The 22,539-nt window shown below is 50.1% G+C and carries 24 protein-coding genes, 1 pseudogene and 2 riboswitches; of the genes and pseudogenes, 5 read left to right on the forward strand and 20 right to left on the reverse strand.

From position 1 onward, the window contains the following. Nucleotide 1 precedes the first annotated feature (1 nt). The 9 genes and pseudogenes from NE619_RS02375 to NE619_RS02415 form a co-directional block, all read right to left on the reverse strand. Nucleotides 2-457 carry an NUDIX domain-containing protein gene (locus tag NE619_RS02375; RefSeq protein WP_256130761.1) on the reverse strand — a complete coding sequence of 152 codons (456 nt, stop codon included), beginning with the start codon at nucleotides 455-457 and terminating at the stop codon, nucleotides 2-4. Beyond that, nucleotides 448-1,017, reverse strand: coding sequence for a chromate transporter (locus NE619_RS02380; protein WP_256130762.1), 570 nt, complete (start codon nucleotides 1,015-1,017; stop codon nucleotides 448-450). Before NE619_RS02380 ends, NE619_RS02375 begins: the two co-directional genes overlap by 10 nt. Beyond that, nucleotides 1,014-1,589 (reverse strand): chromate transporter, encoded by a 576-nt coding sequence (locus NE619_RS02385; RefSeq protein WP_256130763.1) that lies wholly within the window; start codon nucleotides 1,587-1,589, stop codon nucleotides 1,014-1,016. Before NE619_RS02385 ends, NE619_RS02380 begins: the two co-directional genes overlap by 4 nt. Then, nucleotides 1,589-2,209, reverse strand: a complete 621-nt coding sequence (locus NE619_RS02390) for a trimeric intracellular cation channel family protein (RefSeq protein WP_256130764.1) — start codon at nucleotides 2,207-2,209, stop codon at nucleotides 1,589-1,591. The genes NE619_RS02385 and NE619_RS02390 overlap by 1 nt, the downstream gene beginning before the upstream one ends. Further along, complete coding sequence (locus NE619_RS02395; protein ID WP_256130765.1) at nucleotides 2,210-3,937, reverse strand: proline--tRNA ligase; 1,728 nt, start codon at nucleotides 3,935-3,937, stop codon at nucleotides 2,210-2,212. Between the two features lie 26 nt (nucleotides 3,938-3,963). Further along, on the reverse strand, nucleotides 3,964-4,440 hold the full coding sequence (gene ispF, locus NE619_RS19135) for a 2-C-methyl-D-erythritol 2,4-cyclodiphosphate synthase (protein ID WP_256130990.1): 477 nt from the start codon (nucleotides 4,438-4,440) through the stop codon (nucleotides 3,964-3,966). Between the two features lie 9 nt (nucleotides 4,441-4,449). Continuing rightward, nucleotides 4,450-5,109: pseudogene (ispD, locus tag NE619_RS19140) on the reverse strand (2-C-methyl-D-erythritol 4-phosphate cytidylyltransferase); the annotation flags it as partial. A gap of 13 nt (nucleotides 5,110-5,122) precedes the next feature. Next, a complete protein-coding gene (locus NE619_RS02410; protein WP_256130766.1) occupies nucleotides 5,123-6,229 on the reverse strand; it encodes a PIN/TRAM domain-containing protein in 1,107 nt (368 codons plus the stop codon). A gap of 81 nt (nucleotides 6,230-6,310) precedes the next feature. Then, on the reverse strand, nucleotides 6,311-6,784 hold the full coding sequence (locus tag NE619_RS02415) for a CarD family transcriptional regulator (RefSeq protein WP_256130767.1): 474 nt from the start codon (nucleotides 6,782-6,784) through the stop codon (nucleotides 6,311-6,313). A 237-nt stretch (nucleotides 6,785-7,021) separates the two neighbouring features. On the opposite strand from NE619_RS02415, the gene NE619_RS02420 reads away from it, so the two are divergent. Both NE619_RS02420 and NE619_RS02425 read left to right on the forward strand, forming a co-directional pair. After that, complete coding sequence (locus tag NE619_RS02420) at nucleotides 7,022-7,693, forward strand: response regulator transcription factor (RefSeq protein WP_256130768.1); 672 nt, start codon at nucleotides 7,022-7,024, stop codon at nucleotides 7,691-7,693. Then, nucleotides 7,683-9,104, forward strand: a complete 1,422-nt coding sequence (locus tag NE619_RS02425) for a sensor histidine kinase (protein ID WP_256130769.1) — start codon at nucleotides 7,683-7,685, stop codon at nucleotides 9,102-9,104. The genes NE619_RS02420 and NE619_RS02425 overlap by 11 nt, the downstream gene beginning before the upstream one ends. Before the next feature lie 14 nt (nucleotides 9,105-9,118). Here NE619_RS02425 and NE619_RS02430 read toward each other — a convergent pair whose 3' ends face one another. The 11 genes from NE619_RS02430 to NE619_RS02480 form a co-directional block, all read right to left on the reverse strand. Continuing rightward, the gene (locus tag NE619_RS02430) at nucleotides 9,119-10,489 is read right to left on the reverse strand and encodes an aldehyde dehydrogenase (RefSeq protein WP_256130770.1); all 1,371 of its coding nucleotides are present in this window, start codon (nucleotides 10,487-10,489) and stop codon (nucleotides 9,119-9,121) included. Beyond that, nucleotides 10,490-11,131 carry a molybdopterin-guanine dinucleotide biosynthesis protein B gene (gene mobB / locus NE619_RS02435; protein WP_256130771.1) on the reverse strand — a complete coding sequence of 214 codons (642 nt, stop codon included), beginning with the start codon at nucleotides 11,129-11,131 and terminating at the stop codon, nucleotides 10,490-10,492. It lies immediately after the preceding gene. Nucleotides 11,132-11,143: 12 nt separating this feature from the next. After that, entirely contained in the window at nucleotides 11,144-11,848 is a 705-nt protein-coding gene (locus NE619_RS02440; RefSeq protein ID WP_256130772.1) for an energy-coupling factor ABC transporter ATP-binding protein, read from the reverse strand. Between the two features lie 10 nt (nucleotides 11,849-11,858). Continuing rightward, on the reverse strand, nucleotides 11,859-12,554 hold the full coding sequence (locus NE619_RS02445) for an ABC transporter permease (protein ID WP_256130773.1): 696 nt from the start codon (nucleotides 12,552-12,554) through the stop codon (nucleotides 11,859-11,861). 78 nt (nucleotides 12,555-12,632) lie between these two features. Further along, the gene (locus NE619_RS02450) at nucleotides 12,633-13,514 is read right to left on the reverse strand and encodes a substrate-binding domain-containing protein (protein ID WP_256130774.1); all 882 of its coding nucleotides are present in this window, start codon (nucleotides 13,512-13,514) and stop codon (nucleotides 12,633-12,635) included. A gap of 96 nt (nucleotides 13,515-13,610) precedes the next feature. After that, a riboswitch (molybdenum cofactor riboswitch) is annotated at nucleotides 13,611-13,740 on the reverse strand. A gap of 6 nt (nucleotides 13,741-13,746) precedes the next feature. Next, entirely contained in the window at nucleotides 13,747-14,436 is a 690-nt protein-coding gene (locus NE619_RS02455; protein ID WP_256130775.1) for a HesA/MoeB/ThiF family protein, read from the reverse strand. After that, nucleotides 14,433-15,773 carry an NlpC/P60 family protein gene (locus tag NE619_RS02460; RefSeq protein ID WP_256130776.1) on the reverse strand — a complete coding sequence of 447 codons (1,341 nt, stop codon included), beginning with the start codon at nucleotides 15,771-15,773 and terminating at the stop codon, nucleotides 14,433-14,435. Before NE619_RS02460 ends, NE619_RS02455 begins: the two co-directional genes overlap by 4 nt. Nucleotides 15,774-15,788: 15 nt before the next feature. After that, entirely contained in the window at nucleotides 15,789-16,832 is a 1,044-nt protein-coding gene (locus NE619_RS02465) for an NlpC/P60 family protein (protein WP_330640651.1), read from the reverse strand. Nucleotides 16,833-16,874: 42 nt separating this feature from the next. After that, entirely contained in the window at nucleotides 16,875-17,114 is a 240-nt protein-coding gene (locus NE619_RS02470) for a MoaD/ThiS family protein (RefSeq protein WP_256130777.1), read from the reverse strand. A 101-nt stretch (nucleotides 17,115-17,215) separates the two neighbouring features. After that, complete coding sequence (locus tag NE619_RS02475; RefSeq protein ID WP_256130778.1) at nucleotides 17,216-18,997, reverse strand: aldehyde ferredoxin oxidoreductase family protein; 1,782 nt, start codon at nucleotides 18,995-18,997, stop codon at nucleotides 17,216-17,218. A 14-nt stretch (nucleotides 18,998-19,011) separates the two neighbouring features. Beyond that, nucleotides 19,012-19,398 carry a 4Fe-4S binding protein gene (locus NE619_RS02480; RefSeq protein ID WP_256130779.1) on the reverse strand — a complete coding sequence of 129 codons (387 nt, stop codon included), beginning with the start codon at nucleotides 19,396-19,398 and terminating at the stop codon, nucleotides 19,012-19,014. 342 nt (nucleotides 19,399-19,740) lie between these two features. After that, nucleotides 19,741-19,878, forward strand: a riboswitch (molybdenum cofactor riboswitch). A gap of 104 nt (nucleotides 19,879-19,982) precedes the next feature. On the opposite strand from NE619_RS02480, the gene NE619_RS02485 reads away from it, so the two are divergent. The 3 genes from NE619_RS02485 to NE619_RS02495 are packed head-to-tail and all read left to right on the forward strand — an operon-like array spanning nucleotide 19,983 to nucleotide 22,539. Further along, nucleotides 19,983-20,456 (forward strand): 4Fe-4S dicluster domain-containing protein, encoded by a 474-nt coding sequence (locus NE619_RS02485; RefSeq protein ID WP_256130780.1) that lies wholly within the window; start codon nucleotides 19,983-19,985, stop codon nucleotides 20,454-20,456. After that, the gene (locus NE619_RS02490) at nucleotides 20,456-22,264 is read left to right on the forward strand and encodes an aldehyde ferredoxin oxidoreductase family protein (RefSeq protein WP_256130781.1); all 1,809 of its coding nucleotides are present in this window, start codon (nucleotides 20,456-20,458) and stop codon (nucleotides 22,262-22,264) included. Before NE619_RS02485 ends, NE619_RS02490 begins: the two co-directional genes overlap by 1 nt. Further along, complete coding sequence (locus tag NE619_RS02495) at nucleotides 22,261-22,539, forward strand: MoaD family protein (protein WP_256130782.1); 279 nt, start codon at nucleotides 22,261-22,263, stop codon at nucleotides 22,537-22,539. Before NE619_RS02490 ends, NE619_RS02495 begins: the two co-directional genes overlap by 4 nt.

A 22,539-nucleotide genomic window follows, 5' to 3' on the forward strand; every position in this document is an offset into this window, starting at 1 on the left:
ATCACTCTCTTATCTTAAATGCGTTATAGCCGTAATAGTCCTCTTCCAGGAACCTCCAAAGTTCGTCCTTCAAGTATTCCGGATAGAGCACCTCCAGGTGGCACATCTCTTCCCGGGACATAAAGCGGACCTCTCTCAGCACCTGAGAATCTGAATCAAATTCCGGATCCGACCCCAGTTCCAGCGTCCCGCCTTCCAGCTCCGCTAAGAAAAAGTTCACAAAGCGCTGGCCTCGTTTTTCAGAAACCTCTTCCACGTGCCAGATGAGTTTTCCCATCTTTACCCGCAGTCCCGTTTCCTCCAGCACTTCCCGCGCGCCGGCCTGACTGGAATTCTCGCCTTCTTCCACTCCGCCGCCGGGTACCATCCAGATATCTCTGCCCTCATGATGCTGCCGCACCATGAGAACTCTCTTTTTATCATCCAGTATAACTACTCTTACGCCGCCTACCCACATACTACTGCTCCTACTATTGCCATCAAGATGGTGATCTTAATGGGACTCACTTTGAACTTCCCTGCCAGAATCAAGGTCACAACGAAAATCGCGCAGGGAATCGGGTTAATATAAGAAAGGGGATTCGTAAAGACCTTTGTTGAAAAAAGCGTTCCATTGACAAGGGATGTTTCGGCCACGAAGATAGCTGCCGCGCCGATCAGTCCCACTGTCACAGGCCGGATTCCCAGAAAAGCGCCTTCCAGCCCCTTGCTTTCTTTGAACTTCTCCATAAATTTCATTACGATCAGGATCAGTACAAAGGAAGGCAGGCACACGCCCAACGTGGCGGTCATGGCCCCGGGAACACCCGCGTAGTTGAATCCCACATAAGTAGCCGCATTGACTGCGATCGGTCCCGGCGTCACCTGGGACAGAGCCACCAGATTGGAAAACTCGTGGGCCGACATGATCCCGAAATCCTGGACGCTCTGAAAAATCAGCGGCAGCATGGCAAGTCCGCCGCCAAAGCTGAACAAGCCGATTCGGAAAAACATGGAAAACAGATATGCGTAAATCATTTTTCCGCCCTCCTGTGTTCACGAATAGTCAGATACAGGATTCCGGCGACTGCCCCGACAATGATTGCCCAGAGAGCTGTAATTCGAAAAACGGCAATGGCAAGGAACGCCAGTATCGCCAGCGTCCATGCAAAGGGGTCCCTGAGAACCTGTTTTCCCAGCTTGCATGCCGATACGATGACCAGCCCGCACACAGCGGCTTTTACCCCGGTGAACGCGCCTTCAACGTATCGGTTCTGGCCCACGGTGCCCAGCAGGCTCACCACTGCGATGATAATCAAAAAGGAAGGAAGGATTACCCCAAGGGTAGCCGCCAGAGACCCTGTGAGCCCCCGCCGGCGCCTTCCGATATAAGTGGCGCTGTTGATGGCAATAACGCCCGGCATGGCCTGGCTGACCGCAAGGCAGTCTATCATGTCTTCCGCGTCCATCCACTTTTTATCTTCTACCGCCACCTTCTGGATCAAAGGCAGCATAGCCATTCCCCCGCCGATGGTGAAAAGGCCGATTTTAAAAAACTCCCAAAAGAGGCTCGCATGTTCTTTAATTGCCTTCTTTTTACTCTCCGCCATTATTTACCCTCGATCCGTTTAACTTTTGCCAGATGCCAGTTCATTTTTACTGCGATCAGCCGCACTGCCAGGGTCACGCCAAAGCAGATATACATGGATACCCGTCCCTGATTCAGCAAATGATAGGCACCCATAAAGACCGCGGCTCCAAGGATACAGGCCACAGCATAGACCTCTTTTCTGAAAACAAAAGGAATCTCTTTTACGAAAACATCCCTCAGTATGCCTCCGCCGGTTCCTGTCAGGACCGCCAGAGTTATGACTACGAAGGGCATATACACATCGTGAGTCAGGGCCGCCTCTGCGCCGATGGCTGTAAAGGCCGCCAGGCCAATGGCATCAAAGAATAAAATAATATTTTGATATTTGACAAATTTTTTGTAAAACAGGATCACTACAGCGGCGGTCGCAATGCTGATCAGCACGTAGAGCGGATTTTCCAGTGCCAGGGGCAGAGGCAGGTCGATGAGGAGATCCCTCAGTATACCTCCGCCCACCGCAGTGATAATCGCCAGAAACACGATCCCATAATAGTCCAGCTCTTTTTCAATGGCAACCAATGCACCGGAAACGGCAAAAGCCACAGTGCCGATGATTTCCATCAAAGAAAGAAACTCCATTTATTTCTCCTTGTTAACGATTTCGATTGTTCTTGCGATGCCTTCATCCGCAGAGATTTCCTCTTTGTCGGCATCCCTTCTCAGCTTATATTCAATCGTTTTATCCGCAGCGCCTCTTCCTACGGTGATGCGGACCGGAATTCCCAGCAGATCCGCGTCTTTGAATTTGACGCCCGGACGCTCTTTCCTGTCGTCCAGCAGCACTTCCACGCCGGCTGCCGCCAGCTCATTATAGATGTGCTCAGCCAGGTCCGCCTGCGTTTGGTCATCCGGCTTCATAACGGTAATGATCGCATGGTACGGAGCCACGGACATCGGCCATATGATGCCGTTCTCGTCATGATGCTGTTCTACCACAGCCGCCAGTGTACGGGTGACGCCGATTCCGTAACAGCCCATCACGATCGGCTGTTCCTTCTGGTTTTCATCTTTATAAGTAGCGCCCATGGATTCGCTGTACTTGGTCCCCAGCTTGAACACCTGACCCACTTCAATGCCGCGGGCGTGTTTAATCGGCGCGCCGCATACCGGACAGGGATCTCCCTCTTTGAGCGTCTTTATATCGGTTATGATATCGGCCTTGTAGTCTCTGCCATAATTTACGTTTTTCAGGTGATAGTCCGTTTTGCAGGCTCCGGCGCAGAGATTCCTGAGTCCCGGCAGCTCGCTGTCCACAACGATGGTGCAGTCATGGAGCCTTGTCGGTCCCGTGAAGCCTCCGACGCAGCCGGTAGCCGCGCCCATCTTTTCTTCATCGGCAAATTCAATGGAATGTTCCGGGATTTTCAGAGCGTTGATTAATTTGGTCATGTTCAGCTCCCTGTCGCCTCTGACAAAAGCGGCCACATAGCCGTTTTCTTTTTCCTCTTCATCATAGGTGACAAACAGCAGGGCCTTGATGGTTTCATCCTGACCGATTCCCAGAAAATCAGCCACCTCTTCGATGGTCTTGGTTCCGGGAGTATGAACTTCTTCCAGCGGCAGTTCCTCAGCGGAGGATGCCGGAGCGTCCACACATTCGGCCCGCTCTACCGTGGCTGCCATCTGACATTTCTCACAGTAAGCGATCTCACTTTCCCCTACTTCCGAAAGAGCCGTAAACTCATGGGAATTGCTTCCCCCGATGGCTCCCGTATCCGCCTCTACCGGTCTGAAAGTCAGACCGCAGCGGGTAAATATCTTTTCATAGGCCGCGTACATTTCTTCATAGCTGCGGTCCAGCCCGGCCTGATCCCTGTCAAAGGAATAGGCATCCTTCATAATGAATTCCCTGCTTCTCATCAATCCGAAACGAGGGCGGGCCTCATCCCTGTACTTGGTCTGAATCTGATACAGGTTCAGCGGCAGCTGTCTGTAAGAGGACACATCGCTGCGGATAATATCGGTGAATATCTCCTCATGTGTCGGTCCTAAGCAGAAATCTCTGCCGTTCCTGTCCTTCAGACGCCACAGCTCCGGTCCGTACGCGAACCATCTGCCGGATTCCTCCCAAAGCTCCGCCGGCTGCACGGCCGACATATGGATCTCCTGCCCTCCGGCCTGATCCATTTCCTGGCGGATGATATCTTCGATTTTGCGGATCGATCTCCAGCCCAGGGGCATAAAGCCATAGACACCGGAAACAAGTTTGCGTATCATACCGGTCCGAAGCAGCAGGATATGGCTCGGTATTTCTGCTTCATTAGGTACTTCTCTCAGGGTCTTCAAATGCATTTTCGATAGTCTCATTTTTTTGCTTTATCTCCTTTTTCCATTTATCTGTAGAGCAGGCAGACCGCCTGCGCGGCAATTCCCTCTTCCCGTCCGACGAACCCCAGTTTTTCCGTGGTGGTCCCTTTTATATTGACCCGGCTTTCTTCTATTTCAAGAGTTCTGGCGATGTTTTTTCTCATATCGTTTATATACGATTTAATTTTCGGACGCTGGGCCATCACAGTGATGTCCACGTTGCTGATGCCGTAAAATTCTTCATCGATGAGCTTTTTCACTTTTTCGAGGAGCTTCATACTGGAAACGCCTTTATATGCCGGATCCGTATCGGGGAAGTGTCCGCCGATATCTCCGAGAGCCGCGGCCCCCAGCAGCGCGTCCATCAGCGCATGGACCAGAACATCTGCGTCGGAATGACCCAAAAGCCCTTTTTCAAAGGGGATTTCCACACCGCCCAGAATCAGCGGGCGGCCTTCTGTCAGCTGATGCACATCGAATCCTGTCCCTACTCTGCTTTCCATAGGCATATCCTCTTTCGTTGTAATCTTTATATTTCCATACTGGCCCATCACCAGTTCCACGGGCTGGCCGATCCGTTCTACCAGACTGGCGTCATCCGTACCGTAGTATCCGTCGGCAAAGGCCTGCTCGTAAGCTTCCATTAAAATAGACTTTTTAAAGCCCTGCGGCGTCTGCACGGAATACAGATGCTCCCGTTCGATATTACAGCTTTTCGTGCCCTCACCCTGACGGATGCTGTTTTTGACGGGCACACAGGCTATAGCGGCCCCTACGCCGCCGGCAGCCTGTACCACATAATTTATAGTTTCCTGACTGACAAAAGGCCTGGCGCCGTCATGAACCAACACGTATTCTACGCCGGGACGACAGCGATTAACCTCCTGCAAAGCTTTATATACGGAGTCCTGCCGTTCTTTGCCGCCTTCGACTACGGAAACCACTTTATCCAGGCCAAAGTCTTCTTTCATCTGCAGACATTGCGGTATATAGTCTTTGTTGGTAACGATAAAAATGTAATCAATGTACGGATTGCTGCAAAAAGCCCTTACTGCTTTCAGCAGGATCGGCTCTCCCCCGATCTTCAGATACTGCTTGGGGATGCCGCTGCCCATTCGTTTTCCCAGTCCCGCGGCAGCAATGACCGCGGCTGTTTTCTTATTATTGTACATTTGCGGTCTCCTCCTACTTTACGCGAGGCTTTGCAAATATCATTCGCCCTGCGGCTGTCTGCAGCACGCTGGTTACCAGTACCTTAATCGTCTTTCCGATATAGCGTCTGCCTTCTTCCACTACGATCATCGTACCGTCGTCCAGATAAGCCACTGCCTGATTGTTTTCTTTTCCTTCTTTCACCAGGAACAGAGTCATCTCTTCTCCCGGCAGCACCACAGGCTTCAGCGTATTGGCCAGTTCATTGATGTTGAGCACGTCCACACCCTTAATCCCGGCCACTTTATTCAGGTTAAAGTCATTGGTTACCACCTTGCCGTTCATAATCTGAGCCAGTTTGAGAAGCTTGACATCCACTTCCGGAATCTCGTCCAGCGCTTTTTCCGAGGCAGTATTATAGATCTCGATTCCGTAATCGCTCTGAATCTTATTGAGTATGTCCAGCCCGCGGCGTCCGCGGTTTCTTTTCAGCGAATCGGATGAGTCGGCAATATGCCTCAGTTCCACCAGAACAAATTCCGGGATGACGATAGGTCCCTCGATGAAGCCGGTCTTCATGATATCGGCGATTCTGCCGTCTATGATAACACTGGTATCGAAGATCTTCGGCGTAGCATCGTGTTTGCCTTTGCTTTTGCCGCCTGCGTCCCCCGCTTTCCTGGATGCGAACCAGGCCGTGCGGATGTCCGAACCTTTTCTCGTGGCAATAACCACACCCAAAAATCCCAGTACAAAGTAAGTAACGATATTCAGCACTACATCTACGAGAGGATTCAGAACTCCTACATAGATCCTGCTGATCAGATAGGCGATGACCAGTCCTGCGATCAGGCCTACCGTTCCCATGACGATATCGTTGGTGGAAATCTTCTGCAGATCCGTTTCAATATTGTCGGCAACCTTGCTGCTCTGTTTTCCCAGCGTAGGTGTGAGCCTGAAAAATATTAATCCAAAAATAAGTGCGCATAAAGCCACAACACAGATTTCCTGTGTATTGGACAGATGAATCTTGTCCCCATAGTCGGAAAGTCCGACCAAAAACTTCGCCAATAAAAATACACCATAGCCTACTATGGCGCCTACGATAGTAAAAACGACCCTCATTAATTTTCTCAGCATCCCTTCACCTCCTTTCCCCATATTCGGTATAGCATGCGCTTAAAGCGCGGCCCGCAGGCCTTATTAACGGAGCCTGATAAATTATACAGCTTCGTCAATAAGGATGTCGGCCCTGGCCGTATCCATGCCACCTGCCAAAACCATTTCGCTCAGCAGGATCTGTCTTGCATTGGTAAGCATCTTTTTTTCCCCTGTGGACAGCTTTTTCTCTCTGTCCGTACGAGTGAGGTTTCTTACAACCTCCGCTACCTCGACCGCATCTCCGGTCTTGAGTTTTTCCATGTTTTCGCGGTACCGCCGGTTCCAGTTGTGAGGCATCTCCGAAGATACGTCAGCCAGTACGGAAAGGACCGTCTTGATCTCTTCCGCGCTGATGATGTTTCTTACGCCGATTTCATCGCTGGAATCTACCGGTATCATGATCTTCATGTCACCGCAAGGCACTTTCAGGACGTAGTACTCTCTCTGCTCACCGAGGATCTCTTTTTCTTCAATTTGCTCGATCACCCCGGCACCATGCATTGGATATACAATTTTGTCTCCTATGGTATACATACTATTTACCTCCAGTCTACACCTAGTATTAAGTATAAGTCACCCCGAACATGTCTGTCAAGTAAATAAATTGTTAATTTTATCATAAGGATTTTTGACTGTCAACCAAAATTTTAATCAAAATTCCCGGAAGTTTTAAAATAATTATGTTACAATAACTACAAAGCTATCACACAGGAGTCACAAATTATCGGTATTCTGTAGGATAGAAATTCAAAATCGGGGAGGAGACTGTCTATGTCAAAAATATTAGTGGTAGACGACGAGCAGAAAATACGGGAGGTCATTCGTGAATATTCGGAGTTCAACGGATTCGAAGTTACGGAGGCCGCCGACGGCATGACTGCCGTAGGGCTTTGCAAGCTCAATGATTACGATCTGATTATTATGGATATTATGATGCCGAAGCTGGATGGGTTTACGGCCTGCAAGGAAATCAAAAAAATCAAGGACATTCCCATCATCATGCTGTCGGCCAGAAGCGAAGAATACGATAAACTGTTCGGCTTTGAACTGGGAATTGACGATTACGTAGTCAAGCCTTTCAGCCCCAAGGAGCTGATGGCCCGGGTAAACGCTGTGCTTTCCAGACGCAAGGGAGGCGCGCCCACGCAGCCCCAGGTGCTTGAATTCGGCGGACTGTGCATCAATATTGCCGCCAGAACGGTCACCGTGGACGGCGAAAAGGTGGAGCTGACGCCAAAGGAATACGATCTGCTGTTCTATCTGGTGGAAAACAGAAATATCGCTCTTTCCCGGGACAAACTCCTGTCCGACATATGGGGATACGACTTTTTCGGAGACGACCGTACCATCGATACCCATATAAAAAATCTCAGAAACAATCTTGGAAAATATCGTGACTATATCGTCACACTCAGAGGAGTGGGTTATAAATTTGAAGTTTAAAATTGATACAAACAGCATTAAATTCAAAGTATGCTTATATTTTATCGTATTTGCCGTATTGCTCATGCTGGTGCTGTGGACCCTGCAGGTGCTGTTTCTCAATACCTTTTATGTGACCATGAAGAAGGCTAAGACAGAAAAGGTGGTCACCAATATTGAGAAGGCTTATGCCGAGGATGATGTCAGTACCTTTTATGCGAATCTGTCCGAACTGGCCGAGTCCGTGGATATGACAATTTACGTCACTCACTTGGGCGGCGCGCCGTTCTTCATGTATTACCGGGAAAACTCGCTCCGGGATTACAGCCAGGAGATGCTGCGGGTAAGACAGGAAATGGAATTAAAGCATCAGACCTCCGTACAACTCCCCATTGGCAACGGCAAGGATTCCAAGCGGCTACTGGCCTGCGGAAGCCTGCTTTTATCCAACGGCAACAAGCCGGATCTGATCGCCTACGTCTTTTCACCGCTGTGGCCGGTTTCCACAACCATTGAAATTCTGACCAACCAGCTGGCTTATGTCACGGCCATATCCCTCGCTCTGGCGCTGGTTTTGTCGATTTATCTCGCCACCCGCATCACCACGCCGATTCGGGATATCACTAAGTCGGCAGGAAAGCTTGCCCAGGGCCAGTACGGGGTCGTCTTTAAGGGCGGCCATTATTCGGAGCTGAACAATCTGGCCGATACTCTGACCCGTGCTTCTATTGAATTGGAGAAATCCTCCATGCTGCAGAAGGATCTGATTGCCAATGTTTCTCATGATCTGCGGACGCCCCTTACCATGGTCAAGTCCTATGCGGAAATGATTCGGGATCTGTCCGGCGATAATCCCCAGAAGAGAAACGCCCATCTGCAGGTCATCATCGATGAAGCGGACAGGCTTAATCTTTTGGTAAACGATATGCTGACTCTTTCCCGAATGCAGTCAGGGGTCATTGTCATAGAAAGAACCCACTTCAATATCAAGGAAGTGGTGGAAGGCATTCTGCTGTCCTACAAGCTTTTGATGGAGGAGGACGGCTACAGGATCACTCTGGACTGCCGCGACGATATTATTGTCGATGCGGACCCGGAGAGAATGAAGCAGGTTTTCTCTAATCTGATTAATAACGCGCTTAAGTTCTGCGGCGACGATAAGACCGTCAACGTGATTATTAAGAAAAGGGGCCGCCATGTGCTGTGCCAGATACAGGATCACGGAGTCGGCATACCGGCGGACGAGCTGCCCCACATCTGGGAGCGTTACTACAAGGCAAGCTCCAATATGGTTCGCTCTACTACCGGAACCGGATTAGGTCTGTCCATTGTCAAGGAGATCCTCTCCCTGCACAAAGCCAACTATGGAGTGAACAGCACCCTGGGAGAAGGGACTACCTTCTGGTTCGAGCTGGACGTTGCCCTGAAGTAACGGGCATCCTGGCATTACTTAATAAAAGCGCGGACAACTTTCGTTTTCCACTCTGCATACGGGCCGTAGCGGAACGGAAGGTCAATCCAGGTTTTCTTATCGACCAGACTCTTGTAATGGGTGAAGGTATCAAAACCGGTTTTTCCGTGATAAGCGCCCATACCGCTTTCACCCACGCCTCCAAAGCCCATTTGCGTTGAGGCCAAATGAATAATCGTATCATTGATGCATCCGCCCCCAAAAGCGATTTCCGCGGTGACTCTGTCTTTGACAGACTTTCTCCGCGTGAACAAATAGAGCGCCAGCGGGGTAGGATGCATTTCTATAGTCTCCATGGCTTCTCCTATGGTATCGAATTCCAGTACCGGCAGGATCGGACCGAAGATCTCCTCCTGCATGACCGGGCTTTCCATGGTCACATCCGTGAGAACCGTAGGTTCGATTCGCCGGCTGTCGTCGTATCCTCCGCCGATGCGTGCGTTTTCGCCTTCTATCAGCCCCAGCAGCCTTTGGAAATGTTTTTCATTTATGATATTGCCGTAATCGGGGTTGTTGAGAGGCATCTGCCCGAATTGGGAGCAGATCGCATCTTCAATATAAAAGAGCAGCTCCTCCTTTACGGATCTGTGTACCAAAAGATAATCGGGAGCAACACAGGTCTGTCCCAGATTGAGGAACTTGCCGAACACCAGCCGTTTAGCCGCCAGCGGCAGGTTTGCCGTCTCATCCACGATACAGGGGCTCTTGCCTCCCAGCTCCAGAGACACCGGAGTCAGATGCTTGGCTGCTTTTTCCATAACCAGGCGGCCTACCGTTTTGCCGCCGGTAAAAAATATGTAATCAAATTTCTCCTCCAGCAATTGGCTGTTGGCCTCTCTGCCGCCTTCCACCACGGTCACCAGCTCCGGCGGGAAGGTCTTGGCGATCAGCTCCGCCATAATCCTGCTGGTATTGGCCGAAGCGTTTCCCGGCTTGAGTACGGCCGTGTTGCCCGCTGCCAGGGCATCGACCAGAGGCGCCATGGTCAGAAGGAACGGATAATTCCACGGACTCATAATCAATACGGTCCCATATGGACAGGGCTTGACGTAGCTTCTGGAATGAAACTGGACCAGGGGCGTCCTCACCCGTTTTTCTCTGGCAAGGGACTGGACATGCTTCTGCATGTATGAGATTTCCTCAAGGACCATGCCCACCTCGCTCATATAACCTTCGGAAGCGCTTTTTCCCAGATCCTTTCGCAATGCTTCCAGAATGTCGTATTCCATCTCCCGGATGTTCTTCTTTAAAGCTCCCAGCATAGCCTTTCTTGCGGCTGTGCTGCCGGTAGCGCCCGATTTAAAATAAGCTTTCTGCCTCTTTACGATCTTCTCTATATCTGCCATTTACTTCACCCGAATTTCGATTTCTTTTCCTTCTTCATACCCGTCCAGCGCTTTTACCGCACCGATGACAACATTTTTCAGCGTATTCTTTACGAATGGAACCATAGGAATTTCCACTCCGTCTATGGTAAGAATCACATCCGCCTCTTCCTTTTCTCTGGCTGTCGCCTTTTCAATTAAATCGGCCATTTTTTCTACCTCCTCTAAACAGTTTATCACCGGAAGCTTTCCGTAGCGGTTCAGCTTTCCGGAAATGATCCCCGACACGGCGATCACGTTATCCGTCATGCGTTTTTCCAGATCTTCCTCTGTGGCTCCTGTGAGAATCGCAGGGCAGTCAGCTCCGCTGTCCCCTTCAAGAATGACAAAGTCCTCCTTGTAGTATTTCAGCACCGCGTCAATTTCCATTCTCCGTGAAAAGAGAATGTCCGTTTCCTTTTCTCCCAGGGCGGTTACCCGCTCAGCGCCCGCTTTGGCGTGCTTGTAGGTGTCTGTATCGGGATGGTCCATCGTAAATCCCTGATAATGGATATCTTTTACCGTGCCTACGCTATAGCCCCGTCTCCGCAGCTCTTTTATGATCTGCGTGACCGTAGTGGTCTTTCCCGTCTTGGAAAACCCTTTTACCATAATGACTCTCATTGACATCTCTCCTTAAATCAGCAGTTCTCCGGCGATAAATTTTCTGGTCAGTTCATTTTTCGGTGCTGCCAGTATCTGCTGTGCGTTTCCTTCCTCGATCAGTTTTCCGCCTTTTAGGAACAGGCATCGATCGCAGGTTCTGCGGGCCTGCGCCAGATTATGTGTAATCAGTACAACCGTAGTTTTTTCCTCTTCGTTGATTTTTATCAGCATTTTTTCAATTTCCGCCGTAGTGGCCGGATCGATATTGGCCGTGGGCTCATCCAGCAGCAGCAGCCTCGGATGAAAGGACAGCGCCCGGGCCAGGGCCACCTTCTGGGTTTCCCCTCCCGACAGTTTCCAGGCTTTTTTCTTTCTCATCCCGGTGAGATTCAGCTCCTCGCAGAGAAAACCAACCCGTTCTTCAATTTTTTCCTCGGCCCATCCCCGCAGCTTGAGAGGATAGGCGATATTTTTCTCCACCGTGGCGGAAATCAAATAGGGCGTCTGGAAAACCAGTGTGATCGCTTCCCCGGGGATCCGCGCTTCCCCGTTATAATAGATTTTCCCCGAAGTCGCCTGATCCAACCCGGCGATGAGATTGAGCAGCGTGCTTTTCCCCGCTCCATTGGGTCCGATGATCCCGGTTCTGCTGCCGCTTTTGATCGATCCGTGTTCCAGGTCCAGTACAGTTTTTCCCTCATAGGCCCGTGTCAAATGTTCAAAGCTCAGTTCCATGCCATCCCTCCTATCTGCTTTCCCGTTCTTGAAAATTATACAGTATGGCATTTACCAGAAACGACAGCACCAGCAGGATGATGCCCACAGCTATGGCCCGGTCATAATTCCCCATCCCTTTAAGTTCGGATATATAGGTGGTCATAACCCGCGTCTGCCCTTTAATATTGCCGCCTACGATCATCACGGCACCCACCTCGGAAATCGCACGGCCAAATCCGGTAACCACCGCCGTGGTAATTCCCACCCGCATCTCGTAAATCAGCAGCTTCATGCGTGCCAGAGGCTCCGCTCCCAGCGTTATACCCAGGCGATTGACCACCGGCGCTTTTTCTTTCACCATATTGTAAGTCAGACCAATGATAATCGGCGTAACCAGACAGATCTGCGCGATAATCATAGCGGTCACCGTATAATTAAGCTGCAGGCTTCCCAGGGGGCCTCTGCGCATCAGAATTAAGAAGACCGTCAGACCCGCGATAACCGGAGGCAGACTCATGAAGGTATAAATCAATCTGACGATAATTCCTTTTCCTTTGAATTGATGGGTTCCCAGCAGAATCCCCAGGGGGATTCCCAGGCAGGTGGAAAAAACCACCGAAAAGCAGGAAACGTAAAGCGAGAGACCGACAATCTCAAAAATTTCTCTGTCCCCCGAAAAAATCAGTTTAAAAGCTTCGATAATTCCATGTCCAATTGCATCCATAAATTATCCTTTCACAAATCAGTCACATTATATCAAAAAAGGACAGGAATGTCTCCTGTCCTTTGCTTGTCAAACCAATTATTTTGCATTTGGAACGAACAGAGCTTCTCCGTACTCTTCTGTGCCGTATTCTCCGATCAGCTTCTGTGTATCCTTGGAAACGATCCATGTCTGGAAGGCTTTTGCGCCCTCAGCGTTGATGTTTTCGTTCTTTTCAGGGTTTACACAGATAACGCCGTATTGGTTATTGAGCACGCCGCTGGGGTCTTTTTCGCAGACGATCTTCAGCTGTGTGTTCTTTCCTACGTTCAGCCAGGTTGCTCTGTCAGAAAGGGTGTAACCGGTCTTTTCATCGGTCATAGTGATTACATCGCCCATTCCTGCGGCAGCCTCCACGTACCAGTCGCCTTTCGGCTGAATCTTGGCTTTTTCCCAGATGGAAAGCTCTTTCTTATGAGTACCGGAATCATCGGCTCTGGATACGAAAGTCTTCTTCTGATCCTTGATCGCAGTAAACGCCTTAATTGCGTCTTCCTTTGAATTCTTTTCGATGGCAGCAGGGTCATCCTTTGGTCCCAGAACAACGAAATCGTTGTACATAACGTCCAGTCTTCCGTCTTTATCCGCGTGCCCGCCTTCAACATATTCCTTTTCAGCAGCCGGTGAATGTACCAGCAGAACGTCAGCTTCGCCCTTTTCGCCCATAGCCATAGCTTCGCCGGAGCCTACGGAAATAACGTCCACTTTATATCCGCTTTCTTTTTCAAATTCCGGCAGAATTGCGTCCAGAAGTCCGCTGTCCTTGGTGCTGGTAGTCGTAGCCAGAATCAGCTTTGGATTGGCCGGTTCTTTGGCCGCCTCTTTGTCGTCTCCGCTGCCGCAGGCGCCCAGCACTAATGCTGTGGAAAGCACCATCATCAGGGCAAGCACGCTTGCAAAAATTCTTTTCTTACTTCTCATGTTTCTCCTCCTCAGTAACATATAATAATAACTTATACAAAAACAGAACAGTAAAAAAGCCTTTCATCGCAATTGAATGAAAGGCTATATTCTGTATTTTGACATACATCATATTCCTTTCCACACTGGGAGGCCAGAGAGTTTCCCCAAAGACCCTAAACGGTCAAGTGCCGTTCGCTCTATAGATGAGCGGTTAGGCTGTATTGACTCGGAACAATTTTTTATTCATTTGTTATAAGTCGATGATCTCGTACTCTTGATTGAGCAGATCAATGGTCAAAAGTCTGTTTCGCAGCACCTGGGGTTTCCCCAGAAGAAGTTTTACCGTCTCCGCCACCTCAACCGCCGCAACCATCGCAGGAGTAAAGCTGGGATTGCCGGTCTCCTGTTCCGCGCCTTTATTGGCTCCCGGCGGGTAAATCTTGTCAAAGAATTCATCACCGGGCCATATGACGGACACTTGTCCGTGCCAACCCGCAATGGCACCGTGAATCAGGGGAATATTCTGCTCCCTGCAGCTCTTTTCCAATATCCGCCTGCTGGGGATGTTGTCCAGAGCGTCCACGACAGCGTTATAGCGGCCGGTCACGATTCCTTTTACATTTTCCTCGTTGATATAGTAGCAGAGGGGATGAACCTCCACCTCTGAATTTACGGTCTTGATTCGTTCCTGAGCGATCAGCGCTTTATGTCTTCCAAGCGTTCGTTCGGTGGATAAAAGCTGGCGGTTCAAGTTACTGGCGCAGAAAACATCTCCGTCCACAGCAGTAACATGACCCACGCCCAATCTGGCCAGGCCCTCGATCACATGGCCTCCCAGGCCGCCGCATCCGGCCACCAAAACCCACGAAGCTTTCAGCTTATCATTTTCCTCGGGCGTAATCGTACCGATATTTCTCTCATATCTGTCTGGGATTATCATTCAATGATCCTTCTTACTGTAAGTATATCTCTATAGGTAGCACTGCTAATTTTGATTCCATCCGTCGGGTTGCTGGCATGGACAATCTTACCGCCGCCCATATACAGCGCCACATGCCCGCTGTAGCAAATGATGTCTCCCGGTTTCGCCTGGCTGTAAGATACTCCCCTTCCGCAGGAACGCTGCGCACTGGAAGAGTGGGGCAGCGAAATGCCGAATTTGGCGTATACGCTCATGGTGAACCCGGAACAGTCCGTGCCGTGGGTCAGACTGGAACCCCCATATACATATGGGTTGCCTACGAATTGCAGTGCATAGTCCACAACCGCCTGCCCCTTATTGCTCGAAGCCGGAGGCTTCGTTGGTTTCGATGGTTCCTTTGTTGGCTTAGTCGTTGGTTTTTCCGTAGTTGGCTTGGTTGTCGGTTTTTCTGTTGTTGGTTTGGTCGTCGGCTTTTCTGTCGTCGCTTTTGTCGGCTTTGTACTCTCTGTCGAAGGCACAGCAGCAGTCGAAGGCTGTGTCGCCTTGCTCGGCTCTTTCTCAGCAGCCGCGACTACCGGTACAGTCTGCTGCTCTTCAGGCTTGTCCTGTTTTTCCGCAGATGTCGGTTCCGTGGCCGGCTCTGTCTGAGCTTCCGATGTCGGTTTCTCCGTCTCCTTTGCCTTTGCGGCAGTCAGCACCGCATCGTCTTTGACAGTATCGTCGCCTTTTGCTACCACCATCGCCACGGGCTGGCGCGTCACTTTTTCTGATACCACTTCTTCGGACATCACGTTTCCGTTAACCCGAACTACCTGGCTGGTAATCAGCTTGCCGCCCTCCTGACCCTGGGTAATGATTTTCTTTTCGTCTTTATCCAGTTTATTATCAATCCGGTATTCGGTCTGATAAGCGATCTTTTCCGTTCTGGATACCTGATCCACTGTGGTTACGCTCACCAAAGGCTGACCAGCCGCAGCAGCGGTGACAATCTGCTCTACGGCATCATCAGCCGCAGTTACATTGATTGTCTTTCCCGAGCGCTTCAGATCTTTTTTCTCAACGCTCATTGCCGGGGAAAGGCTGGTAGCTCCTGCCTTTGTATTGGCGGTACTGTATTTCTCCTTGATGCCGTCTATGACGGCCTGTCCCTCTTTTTGGCTGGCAACGACAAATGCCTCTTTGTCGCCTATCTTTACCGCCCACGGCTCCTGTATCCTGGAACCGTCATCCGAAACAGCGTAAGGCTTTGTCATCTGCAGAAAGCTGCATACTCCCAGGATCAGAACTACAAGAGCCAGTCCTGCCACAGCGATCTTCAGCATTTTCTTTCTGTCCTCTGTAATCGTCGTTCTCATAATCCCCTGCCTTTTTTATTCAATGATTCTTCTTACTGTAATTATTTTTTTGTAAGTCGCGCTGCTTACCTTGATACCTGTGCTTGGCGTGCTGGCATGGACAATCTTGCCGTTCCCGATATAGATGGCCACGTGACCCGCATAGCAGATGATATCGCCGGGCCTTGCTTCACTGTAGGGCACTTCCTTGCCGCATGAACGCTGCGCACTGGAAGAATGAGGAAGCGAAACTCCGAATTTCGCATATACGCTCATGGTAAACCCGGAGCAGTCTGTTCCGTTGGTAAGGCTGGTTCCTCCGTACACATACGGATTGCCTACAAACTGCAGGGCATAATTGACTACTTCTTTTCCCGAACCTCTTCCCATGGCGGCTCCGCCTCTGGAAACGACCTGCGACGCCTTGCTGGCCGTCATGGTCTTGGTTCCCTTTTCAATGACTTTGGCGACAGGCTCCTGGTCGATAGTAGTAGCTACGACCTTTTCGGCAACCGGCTGACCGTTTTGCTTGGTCACCTGGCTGACAATCGTCTTCTTTCCCTTTTTGCCTTTTGTCGCTACCTTTTCTTCGCCTCTGTAAAGCTTATCACTTTCTTTGTATTCCGTCTTATAATCGATGGCTTCTGTTTTCGCCACCTCTTCGGTAGTGGTCACAGTAACGATCGGCTCGGCCGTCTGATTGGCCGCGACAATCTGAGCCACCGCGTCGTCCGCATCAACGACGGTCGGCGATTCATCGCCTCTCTGTAGCTCCTTTTCCACTACGGCAACTTCCGGAGACAGGGTCGTAGACTCCTTTTTTGTATTCTCCGTAACATAGCTGTTCTTTATCCCCTCGATAACAGCCTTTCCTTCTTTTTCGCTGGCAACAACGAAAGCTTCGTTATCGCCTACTTTTACCACCCAAGGTTCTTCTACTTTCACGCCATCTTCCGACACTGCGAAAGGTTTTGTGAACTGTAGGAACGCGCACACACCTAAAACAATTACGACGATCGCCAGCCCGATGACTGCGACCTCCATCTTACGGTTAAATTTTCCCAGGTGTTTTTCAAACATATTACCCTTCCTTGTGTGTTCCAGCAACAACGGACCTGCCGATCAGCCTCCCGATATTCTCGAGTAAGCCTTCAGCTCATCCCCTGGCGACAGCCGGTCATAGATCATGACGCGCATGCCATTGACTGCCACGAACCCAAAACTGGGGATTTCTTTGTAATTGATACCTACCGTCTGCAACGCTTCGTCACAGGTACAGTTATCCGGCACTTCTACCTTCCGCTCTTTATCCTGGCCGAAGTATTTTTTAAGAGTGCCCCTGAGCGTGATTGTGATCTCCATAATTCCTCCTTGTAAAAAAGAGTGTAGGATATTATCCAAACACTCTTTTATTATACATCATTTTTGCTGCGGCAAAAAGCCACTTTTTGAAGTTTTTTGCTTTACAGCAGTGAGGCGATCAATTCTTCCGGCATCATACCGTTTTCATCCCAGCCCATTACGTCATAATACTGGCTGAGCATATCGTCGAATACTTCCTGCGGAATTACCTGTCCTTTTGCCGGACCATTCTGCAGAGCTTCCGTTACGACACGCTTTGGAACGGTATCGTTCTTTCTGTCAAAGCCTTCTCTCTGGTTGAACGCGCGTCCGATATTGATGACGCGGCGTCCGATCTTGCTCATATCTTCTACTGTCCATTCTACGCCTGTTACCATGGTCAGGAGTTCCGCCATGATTTCATAAGTAATGCTTCCCCAGAAGTCGCAGATGCACAGGGAGAACTTAATAGCGTTAAATTCGGCCAGGTCGTAGACCAGCTGTCCTTTGTTCTCGCCGGTATATGGAGGCGCAGCAGCTTCGAATACTTCCAGATTCGGCGCATAGGAACGCATGTGGCAGGCTCCTCTGTCGGATACGGCATAGGATACGGACATCGCCCAGGAACCACGCGGCTCATACTGCGGATATTCCAGACCCTTAACCTGCATTGCGAATTCGGTGCCGCCGAACTTTTCGGAAGCTCTCTTTGTACCGAGAGCCAGATCCGCGCCAACGCCTTCGTTCTTCGCAATCAGTTCCAGATAATGGATCATCTTATCGGCTTCTCCGAATTTGATGCCGAAATCGTGGATTCCCTTTTCGGTCATTTCCATAGCCCAGATAATCGTGTCGCCGGCACTGATGGTATCCAGTCCCATATTGTCAGCCACTTCGTTGAATTTTACGATCTTTTCCGGATCGCGGATACCCGCGTTCGGGCCTGCTACGGATATGGACTCGTATTCCGGTCCTTCACAGATGGCGTCGCCGATCTTGAGGAAGTTTCCGCAGCCCAGGCCGCAGCTTCCGCAGCCGCGCTTTCCGACTCTGTACTTTTTCAGTACATCGCCGTTGTATTCGGTCCATTTTTCATCGGTTGTATCGGAGAAGTTCTTCCAAGGAAGGATTCCGCCGTCGTTGCAGGCCTCCAGGAATGCGGTTGTACCATCGTGAAAGATAAAGTCATTGTCTTCCGTCACCACGTTTTCGCGGAGAAGTTCGACGATTCTCTTAGTTGTATTTTCAATATCGTTTACCTTTACGCCGCCTGTTCCGCGGATAACGATAGCTTTCATGTTCTTGGAACCCATTACGGCTCCGATTCCGCCTCTTCCGGCCTGTCTGTAATAGTCGGAGTTGATGCAGGCCATGATATTCAGGTTTTCGCCGGCAGGTCCGATGGACATGATGCTGTAGTCGGTTCCATATTTTTTGGACAGGATGTCTTCTGCCTCATGGGAACCCAGACCCCACAGATCGGATGCGTCCATAAAGCGGATCTTTCCGTCTTCGATGAGCACGTATCCCGGCTTATCCAGTTTTCCTTCAAAGATGACCATGTCATAGCCGGCAAATTTAAGTTTAATGCCGACGTGTCCTCCGATGGAACAGTCGTTCATCGTTCCGGTAGCCGGTGATTTTGCCGCTACGGACAGTTTTCCGGAGCAAGGTACCGGAGTTCCGGTCAGCGGGCCGGTCGTCAGGAACAGTTTGTTTTCCGGTCCCAGCGGATCGATTCCCGGATCCAGTTCTTCATACATATAACGGATAGCCAGACCCTTTGAACCCACATATTTTCTTGCAAAGTCCATGCGGAGCGGTTCGAAGGATACGCCTTTTTTCGTCAGGTCAATTCTTAAAACTTTATTCTGATACCCAAGCATTGTTTTATTCTCAGTCATGATTATCCTCCTCCCTACTCAAATGTCAGTGCGTTCTGCGGACAAGTTTTAACACACATCGGATCGCCCTTGCAGGTGTCACAGATGTAAGCCTTTTCGTCTCTGATACGCACGACTTTCTTCGGACATTTATCCGCGCAGGCTCCGCAGCCGATGCACTGATCCATATCCACCTCTATGTATTCGCCGATCTTGATCGCATCTACAGGACACGCTTTCGCGCACATTCCGCATAAAATGCAGTAATTGTCATGATACTTCAGGTTGCCATTGTCATAGCAGGTCTCAATAAAGATTCTCGCCTTGGAAGGAACATATTCGCCTTCCTTCATCGCTGAGCAGACCTGAGCGCAAAGCTGGCAGCCGATACACGTCTCCTTTTTAAACTTCAGTCGCTTCATTTTTTCCTCTTCCTTTCAACATTTAGCATAAATCCCACAAACAAAAAATGCAAAGTCAGTCTCTCCGCGGCTTGCGGGCCTTTAAGACTCTCCTTTGCACAATGGCAGGCAGCAAAATCGCTTTTGCTACCCTGACGTTCTCGCTGGCACGGAGTGTCATACGAAAATCGGAGTTATTTAATTTGTCGCTTTATAGTTTTGATTATAACCCAGTTTCTCCTTGATTGTCAATTATTCGTCAATTCCTTTTTCTGTATAATCTTGCTGTATTTTCTATGTTTTTTTGTTCAATTTATTGACAATGAATTTGCGTAGGAGTACATTATACTATAATAAGAATATTCTGAATTTATTCTCCGATTTTTATTTGACGGAAACCTTGGCTATTGTGGAAAAGGCCCTGCCGCCGGTAAAAACGTCAGGGTATGCGGAGTAATCGGCATGCCTGCCATTATGCAAAGGAGACATCGTCCGCAGTGATGTCCTTTTGCTTTTTTTGTGGGCATCATATCGGTCGAAAGATTTTGTAAGCGAATGAATTGTAAGAAGGAGGTGAATCGGTTTTTATATAAACCGAAAATATTATGGCAAAGACAATGGTATTGCAGCCGGAAAAATGTCTGGGCTGCAAAACATGTGAACTGGTCTGTTCCTTTAACAGAACCAAAGAGTTCAACCCGCAGCGGTCCGCAGTCTCCGTAATTCCTTATGACGCGGCAATGATCTGCGTACCGATCATGTGCACACAGTGCGAGGATGCCTGCTGTGCGGAAATCTGTCCTGTTTCAGCCATTGAACGAAACGCAGACGGCGCGATGATCGTCGATCAGAAAAAATGCATTGGCTGCAAGATGTGTATTTCCGCCTGTCCTCTGGGCAATATGGCCCTGGACAGCACTGGTGTTTTTAAATGCGACCTGTGCGGCGGTGATCCCCAGTGCGCAAAATTCTGTCCGTCGGGAGCCATCGCTTTCAAAGAGGCGATGCCTTCATCTCTGCTAAAGAGGAAAGCTCTGGCAGAGAAATTTAAAGATGTTTTGGGAGAGGAGGCGCTGTAATGTACGGATATGCAGGAAAACTGCTGAGGGTGGATCTGACGTCGGGCAGCATTCAGGAAGAACTGCTGGATATGGCCCTTGCGAAAAAATATTTGGGAGGCCGCGGCCTGGGTACCAAAATCTATATGGATGAAACCGGTCCTCATGCCGACCCGTTCTCCCCTGAAAATCAACTGATACTTATGACCGGCCCGCTGACCGGCACCTTTGCTCCCAGCTCAGGAAGACTGATGTGGATCAGCAAAGCTCCCCTGACCGGCACCATTGGCTGTGCCAATTCCGGCGGCTATTTCGGGCCGGAACTAAAATATGCCGGATATGACGGAATTATTTTCAGCGGCGCTGCCAAAGCCCCTGTCTACCTTTATATAAAGGCTGACACCTTCGAACTGCGCGGCGCGGAGGATCTGTGGGGAAAGACCGTATTTGAAACGACTGACCTGCTCAGAGAATCTACGGACATCGATGCCAAGGTCTGCTGCATCGGTCCTGCCGGAGAAAAGAAAATTCTCTATGCGTCCATCATGAACGATAAAAACAGGGCGGCCGGCAGAGGCGGACTGGGTGCGGTAATGGGCAGCAAAAATCTGAAAGCCATTGTTGTAAAGGGGTCCGGCGGCCTTACGGTGGCCGATGACGAAGGTTTTATGGAGGCCTGCACAAAAGCCCGTCAGATCCTGGCGGATAACCCTGTCACAGGAGAAGGGCTGGCAGCCTACGGAACAGAAATCTTAGTCAACATCATCAACGGTTCGGGGGCCATGCCGCAGCATAACTGGCGCGATGGCGCAGTATACAAAGATGCTGAGGACATCTCCGGCGAAGCACTTGTGGAAAAATATCTGGTGCGGAATAAAGGCTGTCAGGGCTGTCCGATTGCCTGCGGCCGTGTCACAAAAGTCAAGGAGGGACCTTTTGCCTCCTCCGGCGAAGGCCCGGAATATGAAGCAGCCTGGGCTCTGGGCGCTTCCTGCGGCATAAACGATCTGGCCGCTATCTGCAAGGTAAATTTCCTCTGCAACGAGTACGGTCTGGATCCGATCACACTGGGTTCAACCTTTGCCTGTGCCATGGAGCTGGTGGACGACGGTTACCTGGACAAAAAAGAACTGGGCGGCGATCTCGTCTTTGGCAACGCGCAGAGCATCGTAGATTTCACTATGAAAACAATCAATCGTGAAGGTTTTGGCGATCTGCTGGCTCAGGGCTCTTATCGTCTGGCGGAAAAATTCGGTCATCCTGAGCTGTCCATGTCTGTTAAAAAACAGGAAATGCCTGCCTACGACGGACGGAGCATGCAGGGGATCGGCCTGGAATACGCCACTTCCAACAGAGGCGGATGCCATGTCCGCGGCTATATGACCTCGCCGGAAATCCTGGGAATTCCAGAAAAAATGGATCCCCTGGTTACGGAGGGAAAAGCCGCTACCCTGAAAGTCTTTCAGGATCTGACGGCAGTGGTGGATTCCATCGGTATCTGCCTGTTTACTACCTTTGGTATCGGACTTGCCGAAATCGCTCCTATGGTTCGCACGGCTCTTGGCTGGGATATCTCCGACGAGGATCTTTTGAAAACCGGCGACCGCATCTGGACGCTGGAGCGTCAGTACAATCTGAAAGAAGGGTTCACCCGTCAGGACGATCAGCTGCCTCCTCGCCTTTACGATGAACCGATCCCCGAAGGCGCAGCCAAGGGGCAGGTCAGCCATGTACCGGAAATGCTGGACGAATACTACCAGCTGCGCGGTTACGATCAAAACGGCGTTCCGACCAAAGAAAAGCTCTCGGAACTGGAGCTAAGTGAATGATCGTTAAATATTTTGCCTATTACCGGCAGGACACCGGGTGCAAGGAAGAAAAGCTCGACCTTGCACCCATAACTGCCCTTGAGCTCCTGAGATATCTCGGCCGGCGCCACGGAAAAAAGTTTGCCGATCGGGTCCTTTATCACGAGGGCGAGGACATCGATCATCAGGTTATTTTTCTTCTCAATGGCAGAAACATCGATTTTCTGCAGGGGCCTGCGACGGTCATTCAGGAAACGGATCAGGTATACCTATTCCCCCGCATTGCCGGAGGATGA

Origin of the sequence: Anaerovorax odorimutans, from assembly GCF_024459955.1 — a bacterium.
Classification (GTDB): domain Bacteria; phylum Bacillota; class Clostridia; order Peptostreptococcales; family Anaerovoracaceae; genus Hominibacterium; species Hominibacterium odorimutans_A.